We start from the raw sequence: 11,836 nt of genomic DNA, 5'->3' as shown, positions 1-11,836 counted from the left end.
TATGCAATTATGCATAATTTGAATAACTTTGTAAATCAGCATTCAACGCTATGCACCAAGACATTATCATCGGGCGGGTATTCTCCCAAAACAATCCAGAGCAGGCAAGAGATATTGTCACTCAATTTCGTCGTACCTTAACTTCTCCTAAATACGTGGAGCAAATCTACAACCAGGTGCAGGAAGGTTTTGCAGATGAGTCTGAAGAAAATAGAAAGTTAATTTTCATTGCTACTTGCTACCAATTATTCCAACCCTTGAGTTACCTGAGAAAAAAAGAAGATGGTAAAGCTTCCGGTAAATTGCCAGTGGGGGTGAGGGATGAAATGCAAAGAGTTTTGCAAGTTAACAATCCAGAGACGATAAATGCATTGAAAGTGTACGTTGAGGCTCCTATGCTACCAAATTCCAACGGTGTGGTTCGCCCATTCAAGCAAAAAGTAATGAGCATTGTTGAGCGTTTCAAATGCTTTTCTATTCATGCTGATGATACACAGTTTAAACTTTCGTTGTAATGGCAGCCACTAAAGGAAACCAATTTTGGAAACAACGCAGCAAGCATGGAAGGGATAAGCTTTTCAAATCTCCTACTATGCTTTGGAATGCCGCGTGCGAATATTTCTCTTGGTGTGATGAAAATCCTTGGATGAAAGTTGAGCAGCTTAAAAAGCCAATGGTTGTTGAAGATAACGAAGGCAACGAAGTTGTTGAATCAATGGTGCATCTTCCAACTGCAAGACCATACTCGATTAGCGGTCTATGCTTGTATCTTAACTGCAATAGCGCATTCTTTAGGCAATTCAAAAAGTCACTTAAAAAGGCTGACAAAGATTTTTCTACAGTCATTTCGCGTATAGAAGACACAATTGCCACTCAACAATTTGAGGGGGCTACAGTTGGCGCTTACAATGCCAATATCATCTCCAGAACACTTGGCTTAGCTGACAACCAGAATGTGAAACATGATGGCATTCCTGAAACGCCAGCGGCAAAACAGGTAATGATCTTTAACGGACAAAAGGTTGAGTTTTAGTTTTGAATCGGATGAAGATATCCTCCCGGAGGAAATTGTTTTATTTCAATCATTTCCCAAGCAGGATGAGTTCATTACAGCTGTAACGGGCGGTCAGTTTTCTTTTGTTCTTTATGGTGGTGCAATTCGTGGCGGCAAAACATTTGTTCTGTTGGCTATATTCTGTCTGCTATGCAAAGTTTTCCCTGGATCAAGATGGGCTGTTGTTCGTAAAAACCTACCAACTATAAAGAAAAACCTTTATCCTTCCTGGAATAAAATTAAGCCTGATACTTTCATTGAAAAAATGAACAACGAAACTCATACAGTCACCATGAAAAATGGCAGCCAGATAATCTTCTTTCCTGAAAACTATGCTCAGGATAAAGAACTGGATCGATGGAAAGGACTTGAAGTAAATGGTTTTGGATTTGAGGAAATAAACGAATGCCAACAGGTGAGTTTATTCAAAGCTTTTGAGCGTGCCGGTTCATACGTCATACCAAAGCTAATCGTTCAGCCAAAGCCAATAGTTATGGCTACATGTAATCCTACTCAGGGATGGGTTAAGGAAAGCGTCTATACTCCATGGAAAAAAGGAACTTTGAAACCAACATGGCATTACATTCAGTCCAGAATTCATGATAATTTACCGCTTTTGCAAGCTCAACCGCATTACCTTCCATCTTTAAGGGAAAACTTAAACCATTACGAATATGAGGTTTATGTTGAGGGAAACTGGGATGTGCAATTGAAAACGGGTGGTGAGTTTCTAAGAAAATTCGAATTGAGTGATCATGTTAGACCGCTTGATGTTGATCCTTCAAAAATGCTCCATGTATCGATCGATAATAACGTTTACCCATACATTGCTGTTTCAGTCTGGCAGCTAATTAAAAATGGCGATGGGTGGATCATTCGCCAGGTTCATGAGTTGCCAGCTGAAGATCCAATAAATACTGCAACAAAGGCAGGTAAGAACGTTGGTGAATGGCTTAAATCCATTGATTACACTCAAAGGGTTATGATATACGGTGATAAATCAACTAAAGCAAGAAATACGATCTCAGATGATAAAAAAAGCTTTTTTCAATTATTCACCGAAGGTATGAGCAATGAGGGTTTTAAATTTGATGATAAGATGCTTAGCAGCGCTCCTGTAGTATCGACCATTGCCGATTTCGTTAATGCGATATTCGCCGGAGAAATATCGGGTCTATCTTTTGAGATTGCTGAACATTGCCGAAAAAGTATAAACGATTACATTGAAACTAAAACTGACAAAGATGGATCCATGTTGAAGGTTAGGACCAAGCATGCATCCATCGAAGGTTTATCATACGAAAAAAATGGCCACTTAACCGATACTCTCAAAGATTTTATAGTGTCAGCATTTCATACCGAATACCTTGCCTTCATCAACAAGAAAAAAGGATTGGGAGTTAGGGCGCTTAGTATGTAGGGTTTATTTTGCAATGCATTTATCACGAACGGTAGCCAAAAAATCTACTGTTACTTTATTCAGCTTTACATTAGGCTTGCAACGGTCGCAAATATTGCTATCCACTAGTAGGTCCCTATTTCTCGATGATGAATAAATTTTCGGTTTGTGTCCAGAATTGTAATAGTCCGACTTGACGAAAAACGGGTAAGCACGACTATCACTGGAACATATTAATTTGCAACCAGATAGTGCTAGCAAGCTAACAATGTGTTGATCATCAAAATCCCTGTGTTGCTCTGTTTCTTCAATTATTTTGTCTCTTAATTCATCTACTTTATCCGAAGGTATGCGGAGAACTTTACCTCTTCGACTTAATTCACCTAGAAATGGTAAAAACCATTTATTCAGGATAATTTCTTGTTCAAAAGTAGATCCCCCAATAACCAACTTCCCTGATCCTCTAATGATCCAATTAAAAACTGGTTCAAACTGATCATGATCAGTGTTTTTAGGGTTAAAAACTCTTACGAGGTTATTCGTATCAACAACTATACACATTATATTCCTAGGAGTTTAATACTTTCGTTAATAAAAAAGTCTCTAAAAGATGTATCATTAGAACTGTTGAAATAAGCTCCTGTAGAATCGATTGGAATAACCTCCACTGTGTTTTTGTTATCTGTTCTTTTGAAGAACAACACCTGAGTTTCAAATTTTACATCTTTTTGTTCACTCAAGCAAAATCTGAATCGGTCTAGAGTGAAATCAGAATGTGTTTCGACAAAAAATGTTTTATCTGTTTCGTTCGCAGAGTTGAATAATAGTTCTCCGAATTCAGCTTGTGCCCTCGGATGCAGATGAACCTCTGGTTGTTGTATTGCAAGCCAAGTGTTTTTTTCATCGAATACTTCTAAAAGTAGAGGTAAAACTTGAGAAACGCCGTATCCAACGCTAGATATCGCATAAGCTTTACCTTCCAAAATAACCTGTATCTCGAAAGGGGCAAATTTTTCGCTACCAAATTTTTTAACACGTATTTCATCATATAAGTGACTATTAGCGCCAAATTTATCTATGAAATGCTTAAATTTTTGCAAAGTTTTTTTGTTTGTTCCAAGAAGTATATCTCTTAAGACTTGTGGAGCATGTGAGCCATCAATACTGTCTTTCGTCTCCATATGTTCATATATCCTTTTTGGCTCGGCTCGTATAGGTGCAATCCACTTCAATGGAGGCAACATCGAGTCCATTATGTAAATGAAATCATCATATCCATTGTAATTCTGGTCGTTTGACTTTCTTTTTGTCTTAATTTTTTTTGAAATTTCGTAGAATATAGACATAAAAACAAATCTTGTGTATGAAGATCGGTAATGATGTTGATCTTCAGTTTTTGAAAAACGCTTCCTATTCGACAGTGTTGAAGGGTTTGTGCACCAAGTATAGAAATCAGAAGTATAGTTGTTTGGCGTTTCTGATTCCGAACTAGCCTCGTCGATTTCCTTATACACGTATTGGTATACTGAATCTTTATAAATTATAAGTGACTCATAAGTTCGGTTCCTAACCCTTAACTCCGATAGTTTGATTTTCTCATCTATCTCTTTGAACAAAAATTTTATGAAGTATAAATTTTTGTTGTCATTTTCATTTTCTGAAGATAACATTCTGAAGCTTTCATTCGCATTCATCATCATGCCTATTTCAAAAAACTTTCCACTAGAATCTGTCTTATTCACGATATCATCAAATCTACCGAGATCGACAACGGATGATGAAAAATCTAGACTATACCTAAATTCTTCCCCAGATATAACTTTTAATAACTTAAGGATAGATGTTTTCCCGGAACTATTTTCGCCAACTAGAAAGTTTACCTTATTTAATGGTATTATAGTTTCTTGAAAACCTCTAAAATTATTTACGTATAATATCCTCATGACATATTTTTTTGAATCGCCAATAATAAAGAAAATAGATTTTAATTTACTAATCATTATTAGTAAATTAAAATATCCATTACGATATTTTCTGTAAGGTATTTTTGCTATAATGGAATTACAGGAAATCACCGACTTATTATCAGAGCCAAAGAAACTTGTTGAAGCGATTACAGCATTAGCGCCAGAGATACCGGAAGATGCGTTGAACCTGGAGCCTGAGTTGCATAAGGTCGTAACCGATAAACAGTATCGTGCTGATAGGAAAGTTGATGTTCCAACCGGAGAAAAGGACGAAAGGGGAGAGGAAAAGTACCGAACCGAAACAAAGCCGGTTCACCGCATTCCATCGGCTACACAAAAGCTTATCATTGATTGGTCAGTTGATCTTGCGCTTTCTGCAGGTGTTGGCATTGATTGCACTCCAAGAAAAGGAAATGCAACTGATCCAATTATGCGGGCCATGGTTGAGAAAACATTGGAGGATAATAAGTTTGATTATCTGGCCATGGAGATCGAGCGATTAAAACAGCGCTATCTTACTGTAATGGTGGTTTGGTTTAGTGAGGAAGCTGAGGAAGGTTATTGGGATGATATTATTCCAGGGGGATCGAGTAAATTCCGTATGCGGTGCACAATTATGTCGCCTGAAGATGGCGATACGATTATCCCTTTACGAAACCAGTATAAGGATATGATCGGTGCCGCTCGTAAGTACAAAGTTAAAGTAGGTGATAAGGACGTTGAAAAGATGGACCTTTATCTTTCTGATAAATATTTAACGTTCGTTCAAAACGATACAGGTTGGGTTGTTGAAAAGACAACTACAATTCCATACGGCAAAGCTAATTTTATCTTGGATGAGCAAAAGCGAACTGAATGGGCTGATGTAGATGCTAAGATAGAACGACTGGAGGAGATTGATAGTGATAGCGCTGATGAGAATCAAATAAGTGCCTTTCCTATCCTTGCCGCTTATGGTGAGATAACAGCGGCTCAAGGTGGTGGAGCGAACACCCGTAAAACAATGAAGCTTGAAAACGGGGCTAAATTAGAGTACGTTGAAGCTAAAGGTGGGCAGGAAAGTGTTGTTAATGAGCGTAAGAATTTACGTACCGATGTATTCATTGAAACTGCTACACCAGACTTAAAGTTTGAAGAGATTTCTGGTGATCTTCCAGGTGTTACAATTGAAATGATGTTGCTACCAAGCACCAACAAAGCAAAGCGTAAGCATAAAGGGAGCATTGGTATTTTTCACCAGCGCAACTTGAATTTCCTGAAGTCTGCTATGGCTCAGATCAATGTAGCCGTTAAGCCATCGGTTAGTCTGGTGATGAAACCAAAGTTCACCATTGAACTACCCAAAAACAAAAGTGAGATTTACGCCAATGTTGTATCACTTTATGGCGCCGGTTTAGTTAGTATGAAAACAGCCATTGAAATGATTGGTACCGTGACAGATGTAGAAGCAGAGATGTTGGCTATTGAAGCTGAAGTGGCGGCGAGGTCAGCTGATAGGGATACAACCGGTCTCATTACTTCTTAGGTACGGGAGGTGTGACTTTTATAGTATCTACCTTCTTTACCTGCTCTTTTAAAATAGGTAATAAAAGTTGTACATAGCTTTTGATTTCTTCGCGATCATTGAATCTTTCTTGCTTCTTATTAGCTTCAGCTTGAATATATACTCCCCACGCTGCTATGCATACTACTACAATTGCATTTAATGTGCCTGCTACAGTTTTAACTATTGTCCATATTCTTTCACGCCTCTCTCCAGCTTGGACTTTTGAATATCCTCCATATTTCAGAAATGATTTTCCTTTAGCTGTGATAGTAGCTAACCTTAATCCAATAGGTCCGGTAGCGGCGTTTGTTGCATCTTGAACTCTAATATACCCAGAGTGGCCAAGTTCATCAATCAAATACACCGTATCTTCATAATCAAGATTTAGTTGATTAGATAGTTCAGTTGAATCAGCATAATTGCCTTTTCTTTGAAGGCCGTTAATAAGGTGGTTAAGTATAAGGTCTTTTGATTTATGTTCATTCAGCATGAGAGTCGTTTAAGTTTCCACTAATATGCGAAAGCTAATGATCGAATCAAAGCTAAACCACAAGTTGTTGAATAATTTTATTTCCCAATTATTTTGATATTTTTGGGCGAAAATTTAGTAACGCTCTAATATGAAAAAATATTTTTACTTATTGATGGTAACTGCGGCCTTGACAAGTTGCAAGAAAAAGACTCCAACGCCTGAACCAGCACCACAACCTGTGCCTGCGGAGGTGTTCGAATTAAACAAATCGACTGGCATTCCTGCCAGCAAATTCTCAGTTCATTTTAGAGAAGATTTTGTTGACAATCGAAACGCCTGGACGTTGCAGGCTCCTAGTCCAAACTATAGCCATACCGTGGCAATTACTGATGGTTTTTACACCTTCAGCAATCCTGTTGTCAATACAATCAACGGAACTACAGACAAAATAAGCTTTGATCAAACCAAAGATTGGGAAATTGAAACGAAGGTTAACAATGAAAGTAAATCTTTTGCATTTTGGTGGAATTCTGCACCAGGAAGACAAAGCAGTCGTATTTTGTTTGGAACCAACCGAATGGATTTAGTTGATGCCAACAATGAATTTAACGGTGGATATATTGTATTGGGTAAAAACGTGGAAATTTTAACTCAAAACACGTTGAAAATCCGTAGAGTAAAAGACCGTTATTACATTTTCCTGAATGGCAATTTAGTTTATGAAGGACAATATATCTTTCATAGGGGGCAAAACATAGGATACTATTCTTTCGAGAAAGGTAAAATGCAAGTAGATTACCTTCAAATCAGTTACATCAATCTCTAAATTAAGCTTAAAATGAGAAAGTACATATATGTGGTGATGATAGCCACCAGTATGATCAGTTGTAAAAAACCTAAGAATGAACCTGTAGTACCAACTCCACCTGTAATTGCGCAATACGACAAGGGTGACGGAATCCCAGCCGATCAATTCACGGTAGCTTTTAAAGAAGATTTTAATGACAACACAAACAAATGGCTAGTGCAGGGCCGAAGACCGAGTTATGTTGATCAACAGGAAATATCTGGCGGCAAATACAAACTTACTTCAGATTATGGTAGCTCATATGGGTGGACCACTTCGATAAATTTTGACCATACCAAAAATTATGAGATTGAATTTAAATATCTTTCAGTAAATAGAAGGATTCAGTTCAACTGGGGTGCCAAAGATGGATCAGGGTTCGGAAGTTTCCATGCCATGAGTTTAGAAGATAATAAATTTCTCTATTATCATGGAGTCACTTTCATTAGAGAAATGGCAACAAAATCACCAATTGATATTCCAATGGAGGGCGTTGTTAAGATCAGAAAATACAACAACAAAGTCTATTTCTTTTTGAATAACACGTTACTTTCGTCATGCGAGTATGTTGTAAACTACGGTCCGGGCTTTGCTTTTTATAACCGCCAAGCTGGTATAACTGAATATGACTACTTGTACGTGCATTACATAAAATAAAACGAATGTATTTCAAGATTGAAGCTGCCCAACGGGTGGCTTTTTTTTATGCATGTTATCTGGGCATCCAATCCAAAAGAATTAAGACGGTTTAACAATTAGTAGTTAAGAAATAATTTTTAAAATAACTTATGCAAAATTGCATAATATGAATATTATTTATATCTTAGCATAAGCAAAGGGAAAAACACCGATGCTAAACGTTATTTGAAGTCATTCTACTAATCCGCCACGATCTGAAACAAGTCGTGGCTTTGGCGTTGCAGAGGTAGGGGTCTAACCTTATCCAGTGGTGGATACTTGCAGCAGAGTTTTAATAAATAACACAAATAGAAATTAGACGGTTCTAGCTACCTAAAGGCAATAACCTGAAAACCCAACGCTTTAGATAGGCTTGGGTTTAGGGCGTTGAGGGCGTTAATTTAGATACCGTGGTTGATTGTGAGAGGTCGCCACGGTTGTTTTTAACTACCGGCCAACCATATACTTTATCAGTCTATAGAAGCCGTAAACGAGTAACAAGAAAACGACTAACATTATGATTTCAGGTGTGCCAATGAATAATAGGTGCATGGTTATGTGGTTTAGTTGAACTAAGATATAAAAATATTTATTGTGGGGTGGAGCAGTTGGTAGCTCGTTGGGCTCATAACCCAAAGGTCGGCAGTTCGAGTCTGTCCCCCGCTACAATGCGCAAGCAGAACCGTTTCAAGACCACGGGTTGAGAGTGCACGACTGACTTAAAATTGTGACAAGCGGGAAAGACCGCTACATGGGGCACGGCGTGGTAACCAGACCAGCGCATAGCATCGAAAGCGGGTGCTCCACCAGGACTAGACGAGTACATTTAGAAACGAGCAGCTGAGAGATGTGAGGGTGCCAATAGTCCGCACCATAACAAGACCAACCCCACTTGGGTATCCTGATCGGGGTTGGCAAGACATAGATGCAAATGGGGCTATAAGCCTACAGCGGTAATAAGCTAGAATAAAAGCCGTGGAGTATTCAGAATGATGGCGGTAATACGTAGCCCCATTTGCAAAGACACTTACACATTCACTCGAAAAGGTGATGCCATGAAAGGAAAGCAGCCATAGTGGCGGCCTGCGTGTGTTCACACTCGCCCAGTTGGGCAGGTTAGTTTGAGGTTTAGGTTAGTCAAGATACACTACGTGTGACTTGGCGCAGTAGCAGGATTGGTTCTCCTGCTACTTGTTTTTTTACCACATTTTAAAACGTTTACAAAATGATTTACTTAGGAAAAGTCCTGCAACTATCGTTAATGCCGATATCTGAAATTAGATTTTTTCAGTGGAGAAATGAATTTTGGAAGAAACTTAAACATCATGAGAATGACTATTTGATTTCATCGTATGGTAGACTTATTAGAACGAAGCGAAACGGAAAAAGAAGGCTGATTAGCGATAAAAAGAACAAAGATGGTTATTGTATAGGCATCATTAGAGTTTACGTTGAGGGTGTTAAGAAAAGTATAATTAAAAGCAGAAACATTCATCGTTTAGTAGCGACAACTTTCATTTGTGATGGCGAAGAAAAAACACACGCAGAAAGTAAGTCATACATAAATCACAGAGATCTTAATCCATCAAATAATCACTATACAAATTTAGAATGGGTAAACCTTCGCGAGAATAAAACTCATAGCGTTCGGACCACAACTGCAAAAACTTTTACATCTAAATACACAGGTGTTTCTAAATCAAAAAATAAGTTCAGAGCTGATATCGGTGTAAATGGCAAAAAAATATTACTTGGTAGATTCCACAGTGAATTGGAAGCTGCAAAGGCATATGATCAGGCATTGATTGATTATAAAGTTACAAATAGATATCAGGCACCATTCTATTGCACCAATCCATCACCAACACAACAAACGCAAAGCATATCCTTTGGTGGGTGTGCTTTGCCATAGCATCCTATTTAACAACAACTATATGATAAACGCAAATGAATTATTCCTAAATGCCAATTACAATCACAATGGCAAATGGAATTACGCTAACCATGAGGGCATTTTTAAATGGACTGATCGAGATTGGTTCGCTTTGGGTGAAAGTACAATAATGCTGGAAAATATCAAAGGTATTCCAATAACAGAAGATCTTCTTTGGCAGTGCAACCTGGGATATACTTCAACCGACGAACGATTCAATTTTACAGGGGTCAATGGTGTAGAATATGTGATTGAACAGCAAGATGACTGGTGGTTTATTGGAATAAACAATACGAGTAGCATCCAATTCTTTGCTTGGAATATTTACCACCTCCACCAACTACAAAACTTATACTTCGCATTAACCGGTAAGGAGCTGGTGTACACGGTATGAAAATCACAACAGGCGCAATCTGGAGGGCAGTCATATTAATCGGACTGATAAACGCAATTACAATCATCTATTACACACTTAAAATTATATTATGAAATTCGGATTTAAAAACATGCTAGGCCTTGGATTTATGGCGGCATTAATGGGATTGTCGGGTAAGTCTCAGGCTACAGAAAACATCAATGCCAAAGTTGATGAGGTTACACACAACTTCAACAAATTCGCTTCGCCAATGTGGGCAGGTAAGTCGCAGCGCAAAGGCAAAAGCAACCGCAAGCGTCTATCCCACAACGCCAAATTAAAGAGAAGAAGAGCAGCATAATGAACACAACAGTAATACTTCAGCGCCAGGTGCGCGAACTAAAAGAAAATCTCCAAGATGCGGTCAGCCTAGCGGCTAAGTATAAACCCAACATGGGTATGATTGATCAGGAGGAATTGGCTAGGTTGAATAAACAGGCTAATGGATCAGCTTATAACCCGAAAGAGTTTGATATGGCTGATAGAAATGGGGAGCAGTAAAAAAAATAGGGGCTAAGCATTGCTGCCGCCCCCTCAAAAAAATCACCCGAGGGTTAGTTTTGGTCTATCTCATGGTTTACTGGCATTACCAGACGGTGATTCTAAAATCTTCCGGAGTTCGCGAAGCCTTGTTTTACAACAATACCGTTAATGAAACGATAATTCCCAGTGCATAATACAGCACCTGAAGAATGAACAAAATTACTTTTGCCTTTTCCATTTGAATAAGCCGCAAAAGTACCAATTCAGATCAATTTAATTTACATAAAATGAAAAAATTAATTACCCTAATGCTGATCGCTATATTCCTTTCAGCCTGCACACCGCAACCATTTACAGGCCGGATAGTAGAAAAGGAATATGTTGCCGGGCATCGATGCCACACCGAGGGTTACAAGGTAAAAGATCAAGCTGGCATCATTGTGCCTCGTACTACAGTTGTTGCGCAACACCATCACAAATGGGAAAATGCAAAGGTTACAGTTTGGGTTGCTAATCGATACGAGGTGCGCTCATTTGGCGTTGACAGTACAAGCTTTGATAAATGGGTTTTAGGAAGTAAAGTAACGTTTAAATAAATAACTTATCATCTTCAATTTCAACTGCACGGTTGGACAGGAAACGAATTCCAATGAACGCTATAAGGCCAATGTAACGGCAACTAACATCGTTGCTTTGAGTGGGGACATAGTGACTGAACCAAAGTAACTGCTGATTTTCTTTTTTTGGAGACAAGGTTATGATATATAGGTTTGCTATTGGTCGTATTGTCATATCTGTTAAAATAGTTATGTATTTCTAATAATACGTACAACATTAAAAGGCTTTATTGTATTGTATTCGAAATATTACATTTTTTGTAATAGTTTTTTGTGATAAATAGCCATCTTACAATCATAAAAAATTCAGATAATGAAAATTAAAAAATCTATTATTAACGCTCCTTATGATGACGGTAGTTACTATCTCTTGTAAGAAAAGCATTTTGGACGATGGTCCAACAAATTCAGATCTTTCGCTAGAG

At 38.2% G+C, this 11,836-nt stretch carries 14 protein-coding genes and 1 tRNA gene; 12 read left to right on the top strand and 3 right to left on the bottom strand.

The window, feature by feature from the left end; all coding sequences use genetic code 11:
• Nucleotides 1-50 precede the first annotated feature (50 nt).
• Genes ON09_RS18590 through ON09_RS18580 form a run of 3 tightly spaced genes read left to right on the top strand, consistent with a single transcriptional unit; the run spans nt 51 to nt 2,474 of the window.
• Nucleotides 51-515: a hypothetical protein gene (locus ON09_RS18590; protein ID WP_010602574.1), complete on the top strand. Its 465-nt coding sequence runs from the start codon at nt 51-53 to the stop codon at nt 513-515.
• Nucleotides 515-1,033 carry a terminase small subunit gene (locus ON09_RS18585; RefSeq protein WP_010602573.1) on the top strand — a complete coding sequence of 173 codons (519 nt, stop codon included), beginning with the start codon at nt 515-517 and terminating at the stop codon, nt 1,031-1,033. Before ON09_RS18590 ends, ON09_RS18585 begins: the two co-directional genes overlap by 1 nt.
• The gene (locus ON09_RS18580; protein ID WP_010602572.1) at nt 1,023-2,474 is read left to right on the top strand and encodes a terminase family protein; all 1,452 of its coding nucleotides are present in this window, start codon (nt 1,023-1,025) and stop codon (nt 2,472-2,474) included. Before ON09_RS18585 ends, ON09_RS18580 begins: the two co-directional genes overlap by 11 nt.
• A 3-nt stretch (nt 2,475-2,477) precedes the next feature.
• Here ON09_RS18580 and ON09_RS18575 read toward each other — a convergent pair whose 3' ends face one another.
• Both ON09_RS18575 and ON09_RS18570 read right to left on the bottom strand, forming a co-directional pair.
• Nucleotides 2,478-3,014, bottom strand: a complete 537-nt coding sequence (locus ON09_RS18575) for a hypothetical protein (protein ID WP_010602571.1) — start codon at nt 3,012-3,014, stop codon at nt 2,478-2,480.
• A complete protein-coding gene (locus tag ON09_RS18570; protein WP_029204455.1) occupies nt 3,014-4,453 on the bottom strand; it encodes an AAA family ATPase in 1,440 nt (479 codons plus the stop codon). The genes ON09_RS18575 and ON09_RS18570 overlap by 1 nt, the downstream gene beginning before the upstream one ends.
• A 55-nt stretch (nt 4,454-4,508) precedes the next feature.
• On the opposite strand from ON09_RS18570, the gene ON09_RS18565 reads away from it, so the two are divergent.
• Nucleotides 4,509-5,945: a phage portal protein gene (locus tag ON09_RS18565; RefSeq protein WP_010602569.1), complete on the top strand. Its 1,437-nt coding sequence runs from the start codon at nt 4,509-4,511 to the stop codon at nt 5,943-5,945.
• Here the strand turns inward: ON09_RS18565 and ON09_RS18560 are convergent.
• Nucleotides 5,935-6,456 carry a hypothetical protein gene (locus tag ON09_RS18560; RefSeq protein WP_010602568.1) on the bottom strand — a complete coding sequence of 174 codons (522 nt, stop codon included), beginning with the start codon at nt 6,454-6,456 and terminating at the stop codon, nt 5,935-5,937. The genes ON09_RS18565 and ON09_RS18560 overlap by 11 nt on opposite strands.
• 130 nt (nt 6,457-6,586) lie before the next feature.
• Between ON09_RS18560 and ON09_RS18555 the strand changes: the two genes are divergently transcribed.
• The 8 genes from ON09_RS18555 to ON09_RS18520 all read left to right on the top strand — a co-directional run bounded on the left by ON09_RS18555 (nt 6,587) and on the right by ON09_RS18520 (nt 11,390).
• Nucleotides 6,587-7,264, top strand: a complete 678-nt coding sequence (locus tag ON09_RS18555; protein WP_010602567.1) for a hypothetical protein — start codon at nt 6,587-6,589, stop codon at nt 7,262-7,264.
• A 12-nt stretch (nt 7,265-7,276) separates the two neighbouring features.
• Nucleotides 7,277-7,942 carry a hypothetical protein gene (locus tag ON09_RS18550; RefSeq protein ID WP_010602566.1) on the top strand — a complete coding sequence of 222 codons (666 nt, stop codon included), beginning with the start codon at nt 7,277-7,279 and terminating at the stop codon, nt 7,940-7,942.
• A 614-nt stretch (nt 7,943-8,556) separates the two neighbouring features.
• Nucleotides 8,557-8,629: transfer RNA gene (locus ON09_RS18545), tRNA-Met, on the top strand.
• A gap of 559 nt (nt 8,630-9,188) precedes the next feature.
• Nucleotides 9,189-9,875 carry an NUMOD4 domain-containing protein gene (locus ON09_RS24410; protein ID WP_010602565.1) on the top strand — a complete coding sequence of 229 codons (687 nt, stop codon included), beginning with the start codon at nt 9,189-9,191 and terminating at the stop codon, nt 9,873-9,875.
• Between the two features lie 22 nt (nt 9,876-9,897).
• Entirely contained in the window at nt 9,898-10,290 is a 393-nt protein-coding gene (locus ON09_RS18535; RefSeq protein ID WP_010602564.1) for a hypothetical protein, read from the top strand.
• A 91-nt stretch (nt 10,291-10,381) separates the two neighbouring features.
• The gene (locus ON09_RS18530; protein WP_010602563.1) at nt 10,382-10,612 is read left to right on the top strand and encodes a hypothetical protein; all 231 of its coding nucleotides are present in this window, start codon (nt 10,382-10,384) and stop codon (nt 10,610-10,612) included.
• Nucleotides 10,612-10,812: a hypothetical protein gene (locus ON09_RS18525; RefSeq protein WP_010602562.1), complete on the top strand. Its 201-nt coding sequence runs from the start codon at nt 10,612-10,614 to the stop codon at nt 10,810-10,812. The genes ON09_RS18530 and ON09_RS18525 overlap by 1 nt, the downstream gene beginning before the upstream one ends.
• A gap of 269 nt (nt 10,813-11,081) precedes the next feature.
• On the top strand, nt 11,082-11,390 hold the full coding sequence (locus tag ON09_RS18520) for a hypothetical protein (RefSeq protein ID WP_010602561.1): 309 nt from the start codon (nt 11,082-11,084) through the stop codon (nt 11,388-11,390).
• Nucleotides 11,391-11,836 lie beyond the last annotated feature (446 nt).

It is taken from the genome of Pedobacter agri PB92 (assembly GCF_000258495.1).
In the GTDB taxonomy this organism is placed as follows: domain Bacteria; phylum Bacteroidota; class Bacteroidia; order Sphingobacteriales; family Sphingobacteriaceae; genus Pedobacter; species Pedobacter agri.
The sequence above is the reverse complement of the archived record's forward strand: the minus strand, read 5'-3'. Positions and strand labels throughout refer to the sequence as shown.